Here is an 18,476-nt window from a genome sequence, read left to right on the forward strand (position 1 = left end):
CAGGGACCGGCACGATGACCTCCCACCCGTTGCGCCACGGCCTGCCGCTGCTGCTCGCGCTCGGCATGGCGGGCTGCAAGCCGACCGCGGCACCGGCGCCGGCCGCAGCGGCCGCAGCGCCGGCGGCGAGCGCCACCCCCGCACAGGCCGCGCACGTGCCGCGCACCGAACGCCTGCAGGCCTTCCTGCAGTCGCGCTACGGCAAGCAGGCGCGCCTGTCGGAGAGCTGGTCCGGGCAGGTGGATGGCAACGCGGTGCAGAGCGAGGTCTGCGCCGAACAGCCGGTGGTGGTCGGCGACCAGATCCAGCAACTGCTGGCGGTCTGCCACCGGCTCAGCGACGGCGGCCATGCCAATCCGGGACTAATCGATTTCCTGATCCTGCGCGACGACGGCCAGGGCCTGGCGGTGGTGGCCGAAAAGTTGGCCGACGGCTTCGGCAGCGACGGCGATCCGGGCGCGGTGGACATCCTGCGCCTGGGCAGCGACTTCTACGGCTTCGTGGTCTACAGCAGCTGGATCGGGCAAGGCACCGTGCTGGAATCGCAGGACCTGGTGTTGCCCGGCCCCAAGGGCCTGGTCGCCGCCGGCTCGGTGCGCCAGCACATCGACAACCACGGCGCGCTGGATTGCAGCGATGAGGGCCGCGATCCGCAGCAGACCGCCGCGCAATGCCAGGCGCAACTGTTCGACGTGGACTTCAAGCTCGCCGTGGACGACAGCGATCCGGCCGCACGGGTGTGGCCGGTGACCATCGAGGAACGCGGCCTGTCCTGCGGCAAGACCCTCGGCACCACCCAGGTGTTCGCGTTCGACACGACCCGTTGGGCCTATCCGTTCCCCGATTCGATGCAGCGCGAAGCCTGCGAATAGTCCCTCCTTCGACATCACGAGACACGCCTTGAAAATCCTCGTCATCGGCTCCGGCGGCCGCGAACACGCCTTGTCCTGGAAGCTGGCCCAATCCCCGCGCGTCAGCGAAGTGCTGGTCGCCCCGGGCAATGCCGGCACCGCCATTGAAACCAAGTGCCGCAACGTGGCGGTCAAGGTCGACGACCTGGACGGGCTGCTCAAGCTGGCCCAGGACGAGGCGGTGGCGCTGACCGTGGTCGGCCCGGAAGTGCCGCTGGTGCTGGGCGTGGTGGACCGCTTCCGCGCCGCCGGCCTGCGCATCTTCGGCCCCAGCGCCCAGGCCGCGCAGCTGGAAGGCAGCAAGGCCTTCGCCAAGGAATTCCTGCAGCGCCACGGCATCCCGACTGCGTTCTACGAGGTGCACACCGAGGTGGACGCGGCGCTGGCCTACGTGCGCGCCAAGGGCGCGCCGATCGTCATCAAGGCCGACGGCCTGGCCGCCGGCAAGGGCGTGATCGTGGCGATGACCCTGGACGAGGCCGAGGCCGCGGTGCGCGACATGCTCTCCGGCAACGCGTTCGGCGATGCCGGTGCGCGCGTGGTGATCGAGGAATTCCTCGACGGCGAGGAAGCCAGCTTCATCTCCATGGTCGATGGCGCCACCGCGCTGCCGATGGCCACCAGCCAGGACCACAAGCGCGTCGGCGACGGCGACACCGGCCCCAACACCGGCGGCATGGGCGCGTATTCGCCGGCGCCGGTGGTCACCGCCGAGGTGCACGCGCGGGTGATGCGCGAGGTGGTGGAGCCGACCGTGCAGGGCATGATCGCCGACGGCGTGCCGTTCACCGGCTTCCTGTATGCCGGACTGATGATCGACGCCGACGGCGCGCCGAAGGTGATCGAGTTCAACGTGCGCTTCGGCGATCCGGAGACGCAGCCGGTGATGCTGCGCCTGCAGTCGGACCTGGTGGAGCTGGTCGAGGCGGCGATCGACGGACGCCTGCATGCGACCCAGGCACAGTGGGATCCGCGCCCGTCGCTGGGCGTGGTGCTGGCGGCGGCGCCGTATCCGGAAACGCCGGTCACCGGCGAGGCGATCGACGGCCTGGACGAGGTGCCGGGCAGCGCCAAGGTGTTCCACGCCGGCACCCGGCTGGACGACCAGGGCCGCGTGCTCAGCGCCGGCGGGCGCGTGCTGTGCGTGGCCGCGCTGGGCGACAGCGTGTCCGAGGCGCAGCGCAATGCGTATGCAGGCGTGGCGCGGATCCACTGGCCCAGCGAATTCCATCGCAGCGATATCGGCTGGCGCGCGATCGCGCGCGATCGCGGCGAATAGGCCGCACGCCGCCCCCCTGTAAGAGCGGCTTCAGCCGCGACGGGCCTTGCCGATGCATCCCGTCGCGGCTGAAGCCGCTCCTACAGGTGACAGCATCGGCATTCGAGGACATTCCATGGCGCTGGATCCCGACATCCGCAAGCAGTTCCGCGAACTGGCCGCGCACACCGACGGCATCGACACCGCGGTGTACGCGCAGTACGCCAAGGATCCGCTGGACCCGATCATCGGCCTGGGCCGGCGCAACGCGCGGCTGTGCGTCTTCGGCCGCGATCCGGGTCGCAGCGAAGTCGAATACGGCGAGCCCTTCGTCGGCAGCGGCGGCCAGCTCGTGCGCAAGGCGCTGTACCGGCACCTGCACGGCGGCGAGGCGATGCCCGATGTCGCGGCCTCGCTCACGGTCGGCCGCGATGTGTTCTGGATCAACACCGTGCCGTACAAGCCGCTCGGCAACAAGGCCTGGTCGATGCAGGTGAAGCGGCGCTTCCACCCGTTGATGCGGCGCCTGCTGATCGAACAATGGCGCGGCCGCGACATCGTCACCCTCGGCCGCGAAGCGTTCCTGTGGTTCGGCATCGACCAGCCCAGGGACGTGCGCACGCAGCTGTACGCGTTCTGGGCCGACCCGTCGCGCTTCGACGCGCACATCGACATCGCGCTGCGGACCGAGACCGGCGCAGCGCGGCGCTTCACCCTGCATCCGCTGCCGCATCCCTCGCCGCTCAACCAGACCTGGTTCAAGCGCTTCCCGGCACTGCTCGACGCGCGCCTGCGGCAACTGCGGATCTGAGCGGGACGCGGCTGCGCGCGAGACCGCCGCGCCCACGCCGCGCTACGCCGATCCGCCGCCGGCTGCGATACTGCGCGCCACCGTTGCGCTATCGTGTCGCCGTGCCGAAATCCTCGATCGAATCGCGCCTCAGCCGCCTGTGGGCCCACGAAAAGGCCAGCTATGGCCTGCGCGTGTTCATCGCCCTGGGCGTGGCGATGGGCGTGTGCTGGCAGCAGCAGCAATTGACCGCGCTGCCGGCGATCTTCCTCGGCGCCATCGCCAGCGCCATCGCCGAGACCGACGACAACTGGCTGGGCCGGATCAAGTCGGTGCTGCTGTCGCTGCTGTGCTTCGCCGCCGCCGCGGCCGCGGTGGTGCTGCTGTTCCCGTATCCGCTGGCGTTCGTCGCCGGCATGGCGCTGTCCACCTTCGCCCTGACCCTGCTCGGCGCGCTCGGCGAACGCTATGCCTCCATCGCCCAGGCCACGGTGGCGCTGGCGATCTACGCGATGATCGGCATCGACCATGGCGGCCGCGCCGGCCACGTCGGCGGCAGCGCCTGGCACGGCATCGCGCTGTTGATGCTCGGCGCGGCCTGGTACGGGCTGCTGTCGATCCTGTGGACCCTCCTGTTCGCCAACCGCCCGGTGCGCGAGCGGCTGTCGCGGCTGTTCTTCGAACTCGGCCGCTACCTGCGGCTCAAGGCCGCGCTGTTCGAACCGGTGCGGCAGAGCGACCTGCATGCGCGGCGGCTGGCGCTGGCCGAGCAGAACGCGCAGGTGGTGGCGGCGCTGAACGCGGCCAAGACCGCGATCATGAGCCGCTTCGGCCGCTCCGGCCGGCCCGGCGTGCAGTCCGGCCTGTACTTCCGGCTGTACTACATGGCGCAGGACTTCCACGAGCGCGCCAGCTCCTCGCACTATCCCTACGAAGCGCTGACCGACGCGTTCTTCCACAGCGACGTGCTGTACCGCTGCCAGCGCCTGCTGGCGCTGCAGGGCAAGGCCTGCGCGGCGCTGGGCGAGGCGATCCGCCTGCGCCAGCCGTTCGAGTACGGCGAGCAGACCCAGCAGGCCACCACCGACCTGCGCCAGTCGCTGGACTTCCTGCACGCGCAGGCCGACCCGCGCCAGGCACGCCTGCTCGGCTCGCTGGAACTGCTGGTCACCAACCTGCAGAGCATCGAGCGGCGGCTGTCGGAGGCCGCGCAGTCGGACACCACCAGCGACAACCTCGACACCCGCCTGCGCGACTCCTCGCCGCACACCCTGCGCGAGATGCTGGTGCGCATCGGCCAGCAGCTCACCCCCGGCTCGGTGCTGTTCCGCCACGGGCTGCGCATGGCGATCGCGCTGGTGGTCGGCTACGCCATCATGCAATCCATCCACGCCAGCAACGGCTACTGGATCCTGCTCACCACCGCCTTCGTGTGCCGGCCCAACTACGGCGCCACCCGGCTGCGCCTGGCGCAGCGCATCGCCGGCACGCTGATCGGGCTGGTCGCGACCTGGGCGCTGATGCAGCTGTTCCCCGGCACCGAGCTGCAGCTGCTGTTCGCGCTGTTCGGCGCGCTGCTGTTCTTCGTCACCCGCACCGACCGCTACATGCTGGCCACCGCCGCGATCACGGTGATGGCGCTGTTCTGCTTCAACCTGCTCGGCGACGGCTTCGTGCTGATCTGGCCACGCCTGGTCGATACCCTGATCGGCTGCGCGATCGCCGCGGCGGCCTCGTTCCTGATCCTGCCCGACTGGCAGGGGCGTCGCCTCAACCAGGTGATGGCGACGGTGCTGGCCAGCTGCGCGCGCTACCTGGCGCAGGTGCTGGAGCAGTACCGCAGCGGCATGCGCGACGACCTGCCCTACCGCATCGCCCGCCGCGACATGCACAACGCCGACGCCGCGCTGTCGGTGGCGCTGTCCAACATGCTGCGCGAGCCCGGCCGTTACCGCCGCAACCTGGATGCGGGCTTTCGCTTCCTGGCGCTGTCCAACACCTTGCTCGGCTACCTGTCGGCGCTGGGCGCGCACCGTGCCGCGCTGGCCGGCGAGGCCGATCCGGCCATCGACCGCGCCGGCGGCTATCTGCAGGACACCCTGGGCGCGATCGCCGACGCCCTGGCCCAGCGCCAGGCGCTACCGCCGGCCGACGAATCCGCCGAAGTCGCGCTGGCCGATGCGCTGGAACAGGAGCACGGCGTGGACGAGGCCAAGCGGCGGCTGGTGCGCAACCAGTTGGCGCTGACCCTGCGCCTGCTGCCCAAGCTGCGCGCCGCCGCGCATGCGGTCACCGCTCCGGCAGCGGCGCCAGCGCCGCCGGCTGCGGTGCCGGCCGCACGCTGATGCCCATCCACAGCAGCGCCGCCAGCGCCAGCGCCGCGCCGCCGACCACTACCCCGCGCCAACCGGCGTAGGCGTAGGCGGCGGTGCCAAGGCTGGAGCCGATCGCGCCACCGATGAAGTAGCAGGTGACGTAGGCCGAGGTGATGCGGTTGCGCGCCTTCGGATCCAGCTGGTAGATCACGCTCTGGTTGCCGATGTGCACGCCCTGCACCGCCACGTCCAGCAACAGCACGCCGGCGATCAGCAGCCACAGCGAATGCGGCGCGGCGGCCAGCAGCAGCCATGACAGCAGCAGCATCGCCAGCCCGCCCCAGCCCACCCAGTGCCCGGCGCCGCGGTCGGAGAGCTTGCCCGACAGGTTGGCGGCGAACGCGCCGGCGGCGCCGATCAGCCCGAACAGGCCGATCGTCGCGGTGCCGTAGCCGTAGTGCGGGCCGGACAGCAGGAACGCCAGCGTGGTCCAGAACATGCTGAAGCCGGCGAAGATCAGCCCGCCCAGGATCGAGCGCGCGCGCAGCACCGGCTCGTCGCGCAGCAGCGCCAGCACCGAGCCGATCAGGTGCGGGTACGACAGCCGCGGATTGCCCGGATGCCGCGGCAGCGCGCGCCACAGCAGCGCCGCCACCAGCAGGATCAGCGCCGCCGCCACCCAGTACACGGTATGCCAGCCGCCGGCGCCGGCCAGCAGCCCGGACACGGTGCGCGCCAGCAGGATGCCCAGCAGCAGCCCGCTCATCACCGTGCCGATCACCCGCCCGCGCTCGTGCGGCGCGGCCAGGGTGGCGGCGAACGGCACCAGGATCTGCGCGGCCACCGAGCTCAGCCCGGTGACCAGGGTGCCGAGCAGCAGCAGCGCGAAGCTGGTCGAGGCGGCGCTGATCAGCAGGCCCACCGCGCTGAGCGCGTACAGCCCGACGATCAGGCTGCGGCGCTCGAAGCGGTCGCCCAGCGGCACCAGCAACAGCAGGCCGGCGGCATAGGCCAGCTGCGCGGTGGTGACCACCGCGCCGGCGCTGCGCACATCGATCGCGAAGGTCTGCGCCAGCACTTCCAGCAGCGGCTGCGCGTAGTAGTTGCTGGCCACCGCCAGGCCGGTGGCGGTGGCCATCAGCAGCACCAGGCCGCGGTGCAGCGGCGGATGCGGGGAGGTTTGCATGGGGGAATCCTGAGCAGGGGAAGAGGAAGGGCGCCAGTCTGGGGCGGCGCCATCGATCGTTCCAATGTATTGTTTTCACCCGATCCATCTTCTTTCGAGATGCCATGCTGACCCTGCGCCAGCTCGCCTTCGCCGTCGCGGTCGCCGAGGAAGGCAGCTTCACCGCCGCCGCGCGCCGCTGCCACACCGTGCAGTCGGCGCTGAGCCACCAGATCGCCAAGATCGAGGAGGCGCTGGGCGCGCGCCTGTTCGAGCGCGGCGCGCGGCAGGTGCGGCTGACCGCCGCCGGCGAGGTGTTCCTGCACAACGCCCGCGCCACGCTGCGCGCGGCCGAGCGCCTGCACGAGGAAATGGCGCAGGCGCTGGGCACGGTGCGCGGGCGCCTGCACATCGGCCAGATCTCCTCGCTCAACACGGTGCAGGTGCCGGCGCTGCTGCGCCGCTTCGGCCAGGCGCACAGCGCGGTCGACGTGCACCTGCGCACCGGCATGAGCGATGCGCTGCTACTCGACCTGGGCGAAGGCCGGCTGGACGTGGCCCTGGTCGGGGTCGGCCCGCACGTCGTGCTGCCCGAACAGCGCCTGCTGCTGCACGAGGAACCGCTGGCGCTGATCGCCGCGCCCGGCAACCGCTTCGCCGGGCGCGCCGAGGTGGCGCTGCGCGAACTGGAGGACGCGCCGATGGCCGGGCTGATCGCCGGCGCCGGCGTGCGCGGCATCATCGACCGCGCCTTCGCCGAGGCCGGCCTGCGCCAGCGCCTGCAATACGAGGTCACCCACGCCGACCTGCAGCGGCAGCTAGTGGTCGAGGACCTGGGCCTGGCGATCGTGCCGCAGACCATGGCCGCGGCGATGCGCGGCGTGGCGGTGATCGCGCTGCGCGAGCGCTTCCGCTTCCTGACCTACGCCACCTGGCGCGCGGACCCGACCCCGGCCGCGCGCGCGCTGATCGCGCTGCTGCGGCAGCGCCAGGCGGATGCCGGCGCCGCCGATTAACCGGGCGCGTCGGACCGCGTCGAGCCGCCGCCCAGCAGCCCTATCCGTCCAGCGACCGGCGCGTCTGTGGGAGCGACTTCAGTCGCGACGAACGCAGCACGCCCGCATGGCCGCGCTTCCAAAACGGCAATACCCGGCGACCGCTGTCGGCGACGCCGCCGATGCAGGCGGCCACACCGCGCGGTCGCCCACCGGCGCCGCATCCGCCGCGCAACGAACCTGCTAGGCTGCGCGCGTTCGCCAAGGAGCCCGCATGTCCGGCCATAGCCAGTTCGCCCTGCTGAAACAGCGCCGCTTCCTGCCGTTCTTCGTGGTCCAGGGACTGGGCGCGTTCAACGACAACGTCTACCGGCAGGCGATCATCGGCCTGCTGTTCTATCTGGGCGTGACCCCCGAACAGCGCACGCTGTACACCAACCTGGCGCCGGCGCTGTTCATCCTGCCGTACTTCCTGTTCTCCGCACTGGCCGGGCAGATCGCCGAGAAGCTGGAGAAGTCGCGGCTGGTGGTCATCACCACCACGATGGAGATCGCGATCATGTCGCTGGCCGCGGTCGGCTTCCTGACCGAGAACATGGCGGTGCTGCTGGTCGCGCTGTTCTGCACCGGCCTGCAGTCCACCCTGTTCGGCCCGGTCAAATACTCGATCCTGCCCTCGGTGCTGAAGCCGGAGGAACTGACCGGCGGCAACGGCCTGGTCGAGATGGGCACCTCGATCTCGATCCTGTGCGGCATGATCCTGGGCGGGCTGATCTTCCAGATCGCCGGCAGCCACGGCCCGGTCGCCGCGGCCACCGCGGTGATCGCGCTGGCGGTCACCGGCAACCTGGTGGCGCGGCTGATTCCCAAGGTCGATGCCGGCGCGCCGGAGCTGAAGATCAACTGGAATCCGCTGCCCGAGTCGCTGGCGATCATGCGCCTGACCCGGCGCCAGCTGGCGGTGCGCAACGCGGTGCTCGGCGTGTCCTGGTTCTGGTTCATCGGCACGGTGCTGACCGCGCAGCTGCCGACCTACGCCGAACTCAACCTCGGCGGCGCGCAGGACCTGTACATCTTCGCGCTGGCGCTGTTCTCGATCGGCACCGGCACCGGCTCGCTGCTGTGCGAGAAGCTGTCCGGGCGTACCGTGGAGATCGGCCTGGTGCCGCTGGGCGCGTTCGGCATCAGCGCGTTCATGCTCGACCTGTACTTCGCCCGCCCCGGCGGCGCGCTGCAGGCCGGGCTGGGCATCGGCCAGTTCGTGCACCAGGCCGGCAGCTGGCGGATCATGCTCGACCTGGTCGGCATCGGCCTGTGCACCGGCCTGTTCGTGGTGCCGCTGTTCGCGCTGATCCAGAGCCGCACGCCCAAGGCGGAACTGTCGCGCGTCATCGCCGGGCTCAACATCCAGAACTCGATGTTCATCGTCATCGCCGCGATGGTCGGCATCGCGCTGCAGATGAAACAGCTGAGCCTGTTCGGCGTGCGCGTGCCGATGCCCGGGCTGAGCATTCCGCAGGTGTTCCTGGCGCTGGCCATCACCAACGCGGTGGTGGCGATCTGGATCTTCAGCATCGTCCCCGAATTCCTGATGCGCTTCCTCAGCTGGGTGATGGTGCGCGCGCTGTACCGGCTGCGCCTGCACGGCATCGAGCGGCACGTGCCCGACGAGGGCGCGGCGCTGATCGTGTGCAACCACGTCAGCTACATGGATGCGCTGGTGCTGGCCGCCTCGATCCCGCGCCCGGTGCGCTTCGTCATGTACTACCGCATCTTCAACATCCCGGTGATGCGCTGGATCTTCCGCACCGCCAAGGCGATCCCGATCGCCGGCGCGCGCGAGGACCCGGCGCTGATGCAGCGCGCCTTCGACGAGATCGACGCGGCGCTGGCCGAGGGCGAACTGGTGTGCATCTTCCCCGAGGGCGCGCTGACCAAGGACGGGGAGATCGCCAAGTTCAAGTCCGGCGTGGAGAAGATCCTCGAGCGCCGCGCGGTGCCGGTCGTGCCGATGGCGCTGCGCAACATGTGGACCAGCATGTGGAGCAAGCGCGATTCGCGGCTGCGGCGCATGCGCGTGCCGCGGCGCTTCCGCGCGCACGTGGAGGTGATCGCCGGCGCGCCGGTGGCGGCCGCCGAGGCCAGCGCCGAGCGGCTGGAAGCGCAGGTGCGGCAGCTGCGCGGGGATGCCGCCTGACCTCGCAGGGTGCCGGAACGCGCCGCTTCAGGTAGATTAGGCACCGGGGAGACGCCCGCGCGCTGCAGCGGCGTCCATTTTAGGGATCGATCAGTGAGTCAGGCACTACCGCCACCACCGCCCAACGGAGCGGGCATCTACGTCCCCAACAATCTGGTGTGGGCGATCCTGTCCACGCTGTTCTGCTGCCTGCCGCTGGGCGTGGTGGCCATCGTCTATGCCTCGCAGGTGGACGGCAGGCGCGCCGCCGGCGACGTCGCCGGTGCCCGCGAAGCCTCGCGCAAGGCCGGCCTGTGGGCGATGTGGTCCGCGCTGGCCGCGCCGATCCTGATCGCACTGTGGTTCCTGCTGTTCGGCGGCATCGCCATCCTCGGCAGCGTGCTGGGGCAATGAGCACGCCCGCCCTTTCGTTTTTTCCTCGTTCCACCACGCAACCGGAGTAACACGGATGAATACCACCGCACCGCAAGTGTCCAACAATCTGGTCTGGGCGATCCTGAGCACGCTGTTCTGCTGCCTGCCGCTGGGCATCGTCTCGATCGTGTTCGCCGCCCAGGTCAACACCAAGCTCGCCGCCGGCGACGTCACCGGCGCCCGCGAATCGGCCGACAAGGCCAAGAAGTGGGCGATCTACTCGGCCATCGCCTGGGTGGTGCTGGTCGTGCTGTACCTGATCTTCATCTTCGCCCTGGGCGGCCTGGGCATGATGCAGCAGTCCTCGTCGTACTGATCGAACCGGGGCCGCCGCTGCCGCGCGCAGCGGCGGCCTGCGCCGATCGCCTCCGATTCCGCACACCATGCTCCTGCGCGGACGCTCCCTGCCCCGCTGGTTGCCGCTGGCCGCGATGAGCGGCGCCGCCGTGGTGGCCACGCTGGTGCTGCGCCGGGTCGATCCCAACGTGCCGGGCAATCCGTTGCCGGCCTGCCCGTTCTACGCCCTCACCGGCCTGTACTGCCCAGGCTGCGGCAGCACCCGCTGCCTGCACGCGCTGGTGCACCTGGACCTGGCCCACGCGCTGGCGAGCAATCCCTTGCTGGTGGTGGCGTTGCCGCTGCTGGCGATCATGGCGCTCAATGCCGCCGGACTGCGCATGCGCCCGCTGGCGCCGCTGCTGAAGATCCTCGCCGACCCGCGCCTGTGGCTGTGGCTGCTGCTCGGCTACGCCGTGCTGCGCAACCTGCCGTGGTTCCCGTTCACGCTGCTGGCGCCGCACTGAGCGCGGCGGCAACGGCACCGAAAGATGGAGGCGCGACGCACGCCTCGTCTAGACTTGGCCCCATGCCCGGCGCATCGCCACTCAAGGAGATCCACACATGAGCACCGTCAGCCCTGTCACGCCCCCGCCCGCCCCCACGCCCGGCGCGATCCCCAATCATCTGGCCTGGGCGATCATCGCCACGGTGCTCGGCTTCTGCCTGTGCTGCCCGTCGATCATTCCCGGCATCGTCGCGATCGTGTTCTCCAGCAAGGTCAACGGGCTGCTCAACCAGGGCGACCTGGACGGCGCGCGGCGCGCCTCCAACAGCGCCAAGACCTGGTGCTGGGTGACCACCGCGTTGGCCATCCTCGGCCTGCTGATCAACATCGGCATGGTCGCCACCGGCGGCATGCAGAGCTACATGGAATACGTGCAGCAGATGCAGCACGCAAGCTGATCGACATGCGCGCCTGGCAACAACGGGCGTGCCTCGGCGCCGCCGCCGCGCTTGCGGCGAGCGGCGCCATCGTGCTGTACCGGTTCGATCCCAACGCCGCGGACAATCCGTTCGCACCGTGCTTGTTCCATGCGCTCACCGGCTACTACTGCCCCGGCTGCGGCATGACCCGTGCCGTGCACGCATTGCTGCACCTGGATCCGCTCGGCGCCTTCGCGATGAATCCCGGCGCGATGCTGGGCCTGGCCGTGCTGCCCGGATTGATCGCGTGGAAGGCGGGCTGGCGCGCGGCGTGGTTCGCGCCGGTGGTCGCGTTGGTGTCGCGACCGAATTTCTGGTTGCTGGCGCTGCCCGGCTACTGGATCGCGCGCAACCTGCCGTGGTTCCCGTTCACCCTGCTGGCGCCGGGTTAGCTGCAATGCGCACCGTGCCGCGGTTTGATATCTACAGCAGGGAACTGCTAGTCGGTTGGTCAGAGCTCGAACTTGGCGATGCGCCCATGGGCGTGGCGTTCGGCAAGTTCATTCCGACACCGGCCTACCGCTTGATTCAATCGCACGTGGTCGCCGCCCAGGCCCCGGCGTCGGAGGGCTTGCATCTCTCGGCACGCGCTCCAAGCGGGGTGCCGCTCGCATGCATCGCCGTCTGCATCAGCGACTGCTCGGCGGAACTTGGCGCGAGTGGGCTCGAGGTGTCGGTTCTCGGCATCAGCGATCCACCGTATGCCCAGTTGCTCCCTCACCACGTCGCCGCCTACGAGCGCCAGTTCCCGAGCGGCAACTGACAGCCTGCCGCCGAATCGAGCGCGCATCGCCGGCCGACGCGATGCAGGTCTTGGGACGCCTCAGCTGACCCAGCCGGCGATCACCAGCAGCGCCAGCACCACCAGCCACAGCAGCAGCACCCGCCAGACCTGGCTCATCGCATCGCGCAGTTCCGGCAGGCGCCGCAACGCCGGCACCACCATGCCCGCATCGCTGTAGTCGTGCGCCTCGGCGTCGAGTTCGCCGCGCACGCTGGCGCAGGCCACCGGGCCGAGGAAGCCGCTGTCCAGCTGCCAGCGCCGGCCGCCGGCCGCGCGCCAGGCGCCGAACACGCTCTCGAAATTGCCGACCAGCGCCAGCGAGAAGGTCATCAGCTGCGCCACCGGCCACTCCATCGCGGCCAGCGCGGTGCGCGCGCCGAGCGCGGTGCCCAACGGCAGCCGCGGCGCATACGGCCCGACCGCGGCCAGCGCCAGCAGGCGGTAGCCGAGCGCACCGAACGGTCCCAGCAACAGGAACCAGAACAGCGGCGCGAACCAGCGCCGCAGCGCGCTGAACGCGACCGCCTCGACCAGGCCCGCCGGATCCTCGCGCAGCGGCCCGCCGTCGGCCTGCAGCTGCGCGACCGCAACGCGCCGCGCGGCGACGTCGTCGGCCTCGATCACCGCTTCCACGTCGGTATCCAGGTCGCGCGGCCCCCAGCTGAAGGCCAGCACCAGCACGCCGAACACCAGCGCCAGCAGGCCCAGGTGCGGCGCGGCCAGCAACCACTGCAGCAGGCCCACCAGCAGCAGGGCCGGCAGCAACGCCAGCGCGATGCCGTAGCGGCCGCGCCAGCCGCTGCCTTCGCCGGCATGCGCGTCCAGCCACGACAGCCAGTCGGCATAGGCGTCGAAGCGGCGCAGCGAGGCCATCATGCCGGGCGCGACATGGCCCAGCACCAGGGCAACGATCACAGCGACGAGGGTAGTGAACATGCAGGTCCTCCGGGACCGTTCTGAAGCGTGTGCCGCGGCGGGCGCCGGCACGGCAGTGCGGCTAGGCGTCGTGGTCGCCGCCGCGGCGGTACCAGTCCTCGACCAGCGCGCGCGCGATGGAGATCCGCGGCGGCAGGCGCAGGCCGTGCCCGTCGTCGGCGCTGTCGCCCTGCGCCGCGGCGCGTTGCAGGGCGGCGCCGATCTCGTCGCGTTCGAACCAGCGCGCATCCTCCAGCTCGCCATCCACCTGCGGCGCGTCGGGTTCGGCCAAGGCGCGGAAGCCGAGCATCAGCGCGCCGGGGAACGGCCAGGGCTGCGCGCCGTAATAGCGGCAGCTGCCCGGCCGGACCCGCACCTGGGTCTCCTCGGCCACCTCGCGCGCCACGGTCTGCTCCAGCGACTCGCCCGGCTCGACGAAGCCGGCGATCACCGAATAGCGCCGCGCCGGCCAGCTCGCCTGGCGCCCCAGCAGCAGCCGCCGGCCATCGCCGACCGCGACGATCACCGCCGGATCCACGCGCGGATAGTGCTCGCTGGCGCATTGCGTGCACACGCCGAGGAAGCCGCCGCGGCGCAACGCGATGGCGCCGCCGCACACGCCGCAGAAGCGGGTGCGCGACTGCCAGTGCAGCATGCCGCGCGCATAGGCGAACAGGGCGGACGCGGCGGCCGGCCACTCGGCCGCGGCGCGGCGCAGGTCCATGCGCTGCGGCGGGTCGAAATCGGCGTCGAGCATGCCCGCGGCCAGCGCGAACCAGGTATCGCCGTCGCTCAGGCCGAGGAAGATCGCCTGCTCGACCACGTCGCCCAGCGCCGCGCCGGTCAGCGCCAGCGGCTGCCCGTGCGCATCGGCATAGGCGTTGCCGTCGGCATCGAGCAGCAGCAGGCGCGCTTCGGGCCAGATGCGGCGCAGCGCCGCCGGGTCGTTGCGCAGCGCATCGGCGCGGTCGATGACCGCGTCGGCGAAGGCGAAGGAAACAGGCGTCAGGTCGGGCATGCGGCGCAGGGTGCAGGCAAACCACGCATCCGGCAAGCCGCAGCGTGTCTACACGCTGAAGCTGCTGCCGCAGCCGCAGGTGGTCTTGGCGTTGGGGTTGCGGATCACGAACTGCGCGCCGTGCAGGCCTTCGCTGTAATCCACTTCCGCGCCCATCAGGTATTGCAGGCTCAACGGGTCGACCAGCAGGGTGACGTCGTCGGTACGCACCGACAGGTCGTCCTCGGCGCGGTTCTCGTCGAACTCGAAGCCGTACTGGAAGCCGGAACAGCCGCCGCCCTGGATGTACACGCGCAACGCCAGCGCGTCGTTGCCTTCCTCGCGGATCAGCTCGCGCACCTTGGCCGCGGCGGCCTGGGTGAAGTTCAGCGGCCGCTGCAGCGACTGGTAGTCGGGCGCCGGCGCGGCACTGGGCAGGGAAACGAGAGTGCTCATGGCAGCAGGATGGGGGCGACCGGCGGCCGAATCAAGCGTCGGCCGAAGTCAGGGCGCGCTGCGCCGGCGCGGCCTGCGCTTCCTCGTCCAGGTGCTCCGGCGGGGCCAGCGCGGCCATGCTGCCGGCATGGATCAGTCGCCCGGTCAGCTGCGCGCCGGCGTTCATCTCCACCACCTGGTAGTGCACGTTGCCCTGCACCCGCGCCTTCGGCGCCAGTTCCACCCGCTCGGCGGCATGCACGTCGCCGATCAGCTGGCCGTTGATGACCACGATCGGCGCGCGCACCTCGCCCTCGATGCTGCCGTGCTCGGACAGGGTCAGCGTGGCCGGCGCACCGTCCTCGGCCAGCACCTTGCCGAGGATGCGCCCTTCCACGTAGAGGCCGCCGCTGAACACCAGGTCGCCACGGATCACCACCTGCGCGCCGATCAAGGTATCGACCACGGTCTGGCCGCTGTTGCGACCGTTCTTGCTTCCGAACATAAGCTGCCTATTCCCCTTTGCCGTTGCCGGCCAGTGTCCAATCGAAACTCTGGGTGACCGGCGCCCCTCCGCCGGACAGCGATACTCGCACCCGTTGCGGGGTGAAGTCCTTGGGCAGGATCACGCTGCCGTCCAACTGCTGGAAATAACGGAACGAATACTCCTGGCCGGGCACGCCGGTCTTCTGGTGCAGTTCGTCCCAGCCCACGCTGGCCAGCTTGCCGCCGCGCACGCCTTCCACCGCCAGGCGCATCTGTCCCTGGCTGATCGCGCCGCGGTTGAGGTTCTGGGTCAGCACCACGTTGTAGTGCCAGGTGCCGCCGGCCTCGGCCGAGAACTCCGCCGAATGCACGGTCAGGCCCTTGCGCTGGCTGGTGGCGCCGACCAGGCGCTCGTAGAAGGCCACGTCGGCGCGCAGCCCGGCGATCTCCTCGTCGCGCTCGGCCAGCGAACCCTGCACTTCGTTGTTGGCGGCGCGGCTGATCTGGTCCGAGCGCGCCAGCGTGGCCTGGCGCTGGTTCAGCGTGTCGATCTGCCGCTGCTGCGCCTGCAGCTTGCTCTCGGCGTCGCGCAACTGGGTCCTGACCGCGCCCAGCTGCGGCGCGGCCTGGCGGCTGGCCAGCAGCCAGGTCCCGCCCAGCGACAGCAGCCAGAGGATGGCGACCAGCAGCCACAGGCCACGGCCGCGCGGCGGCGCGGCGCCGTTGGGGACGATCTGGAAACGGGGGACGGGTCGGTTCATCGTTGCAGCCGCGCCACCGAGGCGGCAGCGGCGTCGATCCTCGCGGGGGGGCGGCCGGCCCGGTAGTGTAAGCCACGCGCCGCGGCGCACCGTTACAGGCGCCGCCGGCGCGCATGCTGGCCTTCGCCGCACGCTTGGCCGATAGTGGCCGCCACCCGCGCATCTGCAGGAGAGCGCCCCGCCATGACCGACGCCCACCTCTTCGCAATCGGCATCCTGCTGGCCTGGCTGGCCGGCATCCGCGTCTACCTGACCGTGTTCGGGATCGGCGTGGCCGGCCTGCTCGGCTGGCTGCACCTGCCGCCGGCGCTGCAGGCGACCGAGTCGTGGTGGGTGCTCGGCACCTCCGGCGCACTGGCGCTGGCCGAGTTCTTCGCCGACAAGATTCCCGGCGTGGACTCGGTATGGGACCTGTTTCAGACCCTGACCCGGATCCCGGCCGGCGCGTTCCTGGCCGCGGCCACGCTGTCCCAGGACGGGCAGCTGGGCGCCGGCGCGCTGGCCACCGGCGCCGGCGTCGCGCTCGCCAGCCATGCGCTGAAGGCCGGTTCGCGCGCCTTGCTGAACACCTCGCCGGAACCGGCCAGCAACTGGATCGCCTCGTTGACCGAGGATTCGGTGGTGCTGGCCACGCTCGCGCTGGCGCTGGTGCATCCGTGGCTGGCGCTGGCCGTATTGCTGGGAGCGAGCGTGCTGGGCGCGCTGCTGGTGTGGTGGGTGTGGCGCACGCTATGGCGTGGCGTGCGCCGCCTGCTGGCGCCGCCCGCGGACGCCGTCGTCGCCAGGCCGAGCCGAGATGGCTCCCTGTCTTCGTGAACTTCATCGCATAATTGAGCGCGCACCAGGATAAAGACGCGATGGCCGCAAGAGACACCGCTCCGCTTTCCAGCCGCGACGAAGCGCGTTCGCGCAACGTCCGTGCCGAGACCCCGCCGCCGCACTACTGGCGGCGCTGGGCCGCCGACGCCGCACCCGACGCGCCAGCGCCGGCGCCCGCCCTGGCGCCGAGCGCGGAAGACGGCGCGGCATCCGCCGCCCCCGCTCCCAGCCACCAGGCCACTGCCGCTGCCGCTGCCGCTGCCGCGCCGGGCGCGGCCAGCGACGGCGCCGCGCCGCCGCAGCCGCTGGACGCGCCGTACCGGATCCTGATCGTCGAGGACGACCGCTCGCAGGCCCTGTTCGCGCAGAGCGTGCTGCACGGCGCCGGCATGCAGGCGCAGGTGGAGATGCAGGCCGAAGGCGTGCAGCAGGCGATCGCCGACTACCGCCCCGACCTGATCCTGATGGACCTGCACATGCCCGGCCTGGACGGCATGCGCCTGACCGCGCTGATCCGCCAGCAGCCGCAGCACCAGTTGCTGCCGATCGTGTTCCTGACCGGCGACCCGGATCCGGAGCTGCAATACGAAGTGCTCGACAGCGGCGCCGACGATTTCCTGACCAAGCCGATCCGGCCGCGGCACCTCATCGCCGCGGTCTCCAACCGCATCCGCCGCGCGCGCCAGCAGGCGCAGCAGAGCGCCAGCGACAGCGCGCCGCTGAACAACCCCGAGACCGGCCTGCCGACCCGCAGCCACGTGCTGCAGCTGCTCGGCGAGTCGCTGCGCCTGCGCAGCGGCGGCGGCCTGTTCTTCATCGAGATCGCCAGCGCGCTGGGCCTGCGCGAGCGCTACGGCTATGCCGCGTTCGAGCGCCTGATGACCCAGGCCGGGCGCCGCCTGGCCAGCGTCACCGCGCCGCAGCCGCTGGCCCGGCTCAACGACAACAGCTTCCTGCTGCTGGCCCAGGACAGCGACCTGGACGCGCTGCGGCAGCGCGCGCAGGCCTTGCGCGACGCCCTGGCCAGCCACGCCTTCCCGCTGCGCGAGGACGAGTCGGTGCACCTGCGCTGCGCGATCGGCTATGCCGATTTGGCGCAAGGCTTCGAGGATGCCGGCAGCGCGCTGGAAGCGGTCGAGCGCACCGCGCTGCAGGCGCGCCTGCACCCGCAGGGCGTGGCCGCGTACGCGCCGCCGCGCGAGGAAGAGGACCTGGGCCGCATCGCGATGTTCGAAGGCCAGCTGGAGCCGGCCTACCAGCCGATCGTCGCCGTCGCCGGCGGCGATACCGCGCAGTACCAGGTGCTGCTGCGCCTGCGCCAGCGCGACGGCACCCTGCTGTCGGCCGGGCAGGTGCTGCCCGCGGCCGAGGCCGGCGGGCGCATCGCCGACCTCGACCAGCAGGTGCTGGACCACGCGCTCGGCCTGCTGCACCTGTACCAGCATGCGCTGCCGCCGCTGCGCCTGTTCGTGTCGCAATCCTCGCGCACGCTGGCACGCGGCGCCTTCGCCGACTGGCTGGTCGAGGCGATCGGCCGCCGTGGCGTCACCGGCACCTCGCTGGTGATCGACCTGCGCCTGGACGACGCGCTGATCCACACGGTGACGCTGCAGCAGTTCTGCGCCCGGCTGATGCCGCTGGGCGTGCAGTTCTGCCTCAGCCAGTTCGAACCCGGCGCCGAGGCCGAGGCGCTGCTCGGCCAGCTGCCGCTGGGCTACCTGCGCCTGTCCGCGCGCTTCGCCAGCGCGCACACCGATGCCGGGCTGCGCGACCAGCTGCGCGCCGCGATCGACCTGGCGCACCGCGCCGGGCTGCTGATCATCGGCCAGCAGATCGAGGAAGCGCAGGCGGCCGCGGCGATGTGGATGGGCGGGGTCGATTTCATCCAGGGCAACCTGGTGCAGTCGGTCGGCGACGAACTGAACTTCGACTTCCAGAACGCGGTGCTGTAGCGATGCCCGCACGCCGGCG

19 protein-coding genes and 1 pseudogene are annotated in these 18,476 nt (G+C 71.1%); 14 read left to right on the forward strand and 6 right to left on the reverse strand.

From position 1 onward, the window contains the following. Window positions 1-14: 14 nt before the first annotated feature. The 4 genes from AB3X10_RS20630 (at window position 15) to yccS (ending at window position 5,304) form a co-directional block, all read left to right on the forward strand. A complete protein-coding gene (locus AB3X10_RS20630; protein ID WP_369977269.1) occupies window positions 15-872 on the forward strand; it encodes a hypothetical protein in 858 nt (285 codons plus the stop codon). A gap of 28 nt (window positions 873-900) precedes the next feature. Further along, entirely contained in the window at window positions 901-2,190 is a 1,290-nt protein-coding gene (gene purD / locus AB3X10_RS20635) for a phosphoribosylamine--glycine ligase (protein ID WP_369977270.1), read from the forward strand. Window positions 2,191-2,305: 115 nt separating this feature from the next. Next, a complete protein-coding gene (locus tag AB3X10_RS20640) occupies window positions 2,306-2,980 on the forward strand; it encodes a uracil-DNA glycosylase family protein (protein WP_369977271.1) in 675 nt (224 codons plus the stop codon). A 101-nt stretch (window positions 2,981-3,081) separates the two neighbouring features. Next, window positions 3,082-5,304, forward strand: coding sequence for a YccS family putative transporter (gene yccS / locus AB3X10_RS20645; RefSeq protein ID WP_369977272.1), 2,223 nt, complete (start codon window positions 3,082-3,084; stop codon window positions 5,302-5,304). On the opposite strand, the gene AB3X10_RS20650 is transcribed toward yccS, so the two are convergent. Next, window positions 5,249-6,460 (reverse strand): MFS transporter, encoded by a 1,212-nt coding sequence (locus tag AB3X10_RS20650; protein ID WP_369977273.1) that lies wholly within the window; start codon window positions 6,458-6,460, stop codon window positions 5,249-5,251. The genes yccS and AB3X10_RS20650 overlap by 56 nt on opposite strands. A gap of 104 nt (window positions 6,461-6,564) precedes the next feature. Here AB3X10_RS20650 and AB3X10_RS20655 point away from each other — a divergent pair. The 8 genes and pseudogenes from AB3X10_RS20655 to AB3X10_RS20690 all read left to right on the forward strand — a co-directional run. After that, window positions 6,565-7,465: pseudogene (locus AB3X10_RS20655) on the forward strand (LysR substrate-binding domain-containing protein); the annotation flags it as partial. A 243-nt stretch (window positions 7,466-7,708) separates the two neighbouring features. Continuing rightward, window positions 7,709-9,631 carry an MFS transporter gene (locus tag AB3X10_RS20660; protein WP_369977274.1) on the forward strand — a complete coding sequence of 641 codons (1,923 nt, stop codon included), beginning with the start codon at window positions 7,709-7,711 and terminating at the stop codon, window positions 9,629-9,631. A gap of 93 nt (window positions 9,632-9,724) precedes the next feature. Then, entirely contained in the window at window positions 9,725-10,024 is a 300-nt protein-coding gene (locus AB3X10_RS20665) for a CD225/dispanin family protein (RefSeq protein WP_369977275.1), read from the forward strand. A 55-nt stretch (window positions 10,025-10,079) separates the two neighbouring features. Beyond that, the gene (locus tag AB3X10_RS20670; RefSeq protein ID WP_145704817.1) at window positions 10,080-10,361 is read left to right on the forward strand and encodes a CD225/dispanin family protein; all 282 of its coding nucleotides are present in this window, start codon (window positions 10,080-10,082) and stop codon (window positions 10,359-10,361) included. Between the two features lie 67 nt (window positions 10,362-10,428). After that, a complete protein-coding gene (locus AB3X10_RS20675; RefSeq protein ID WP_369977276.1) occupies window positions 10,429-10,848 on the forward strand; it encodes a DUF2752 domain-containing protein in 420 nt (139 codons plus the stop codon). 97 nt (window positions 10,849-10,945) lie between these two features. Beyond that, a complete protein-coding gene (locus tag AB3X10_RS20680) occupies window positions 10,946-11,287 on the forward strand; it encodes a CD225/dispanin family protein (protein ID WP_369977277.1) in 342 nt (113 codons plus the stop codon). 5 nt (window positions 11,288-11,292) lie between these two features. Beyond that, window positions 11,293-11,700 carry a DUF2752 domain-containing protein gene (locus tag AB3X10_RS20685; RefSeq protein WP_369977278.1) on the forward strand — a complete coding sequence of 136 codons (408 nt, stop codon included), beginning with the start codon at window positions 11,293-11,295 and terminating at the stop codon, window positions 11,698-11,700. Between the two features lie 5 nt (window positions 11,701-11,705). After that, the gene (locus AB3X10_RS20690) at window positions 11,706-12,071 is read left to right on the forward strand and encodes a hypothetical protein (protein ID WP_369977279.1); all 366 of its coding nucleotides are present in this window, start codon (window positions 11,706-11,708) and stop codon (window positions 12,069-12,071) included. A 60-nt stretch (window positions 12,072-12,131) separates the two neighbouring features. On the opposite strand, the gene AB3X10_RS20695 is transcribed toward AB3X10_RS20690, so the two are convergent. The 5 genes from AB3X10_RS20695 to AB3X10_RS20715 form a co-directional block, all read right to left on the reverse strand. Continuing rightward, entirely contained in the window at window positions 12,132-13,028 is an 897-nt protein-coding gene (locus AB3X10_RS20695; RefSeq protein ID WP_369977280.1) for a cobalamin biosynthesis protein, read from the reverse strand. A gap of 61 nt (window positions 13,029-13,089) precedes the next feature. Further along, entirely contained in the window at window positions 13,090-14,025 is a 936-nt protein-coding gene (gene nudC / locus AB3X10_RS20700; RefSeq protein ID WP_369977281.1) for an NAD(+) diphosphatase, read from the reverse strand. Between the two features lie 48 nt (window positions 14,026-14,073). Continuing rightward, the gene (gene erpA, locus AB3X10_RS20705) at window positions 14,074-14,460 is read right to left on the reverse strand and encodes an iron-sulfur cluster insertion protein ErpA (protein WP_145704806.1); all 387 of its coding nucleotides are present in this window, start codon (window positions 14,458-14,460) and stop codon (window positions 14,074-14,076) included. 31 nt (window positions 14,461-14,491) lie between these two features. Continuing rightward, window positions 14,492-14,944 carry a bactofilin family protein gene (locus tag AB3X10_RS20710; protein ID WP_369977282.1) on the reverse strand — a complete coding sequence of 151 codons (453 nt, stop codon included), beginning with the start codon at window positions 14,942-14,944 and terminating at the stop codon, window positions 14,492-14,494. Between the two features lie 7 nt (window positions 14,945-14,951). After that, a complete protein-coding gene (locus AB3X10_RS20715) occupies window positions 14,952-15,686 on the reverse strand; it encodes a DUF6776 family protein (RefSeq protein WP_369977283.1) in 735 nt (244 codons plus the stop codon). 183 nt (window positions 15,687-15,869) lie between these two features. Here AB3X10_RS20715 and AB3X10_RS20720 point away from each other — a divergent pair, with 183 nt between their 5' ends. Both AB3X10_RS20720 and AB3X10_RS20725 read left to right on the forward strand, forming a co-directional pair. After that, on the forward strand, window positions 15,870-16,502 hold the full coding sequence (locus AB3X10_RS20720) for a DUF4126 domain-containing protein (RefSeq protein WP_369977284.1): 633 nt from the start codon (window positions 15,870-15,872) through the stop codon (window positions 16,500-16,502). A gap of 41 nt (window positions 16,503-16,543) precedes the next feature. Beyond that, the gene (locus tag AB3X10_RS20725) at window positions 16,544-18,457 is read left to right on the forward strand and encodes an EAL domain-containing protein (protein WP_369977285.1); all 1,914 of its coding nucleotides are present in this window, start codon (window positions 16,544-16,546) and stop codon (window positions 18,455-18,457) included. The last annotated feature ends 19 nt before the right edge of the window (window positions 18,458-18,476 follow it).

This window comes from Xanthomonas sp. DAR 80977, from assembly GCF_041240605.1.
GTDB classification, from domain to species: domain Bacteria; phylum Pseudomonadota; class Gammaproteobacteria; order Xanthomonadales; family Xanthomonadaceae; genus Xanthomonas_A; species Xanthomonas_A bundabergensis.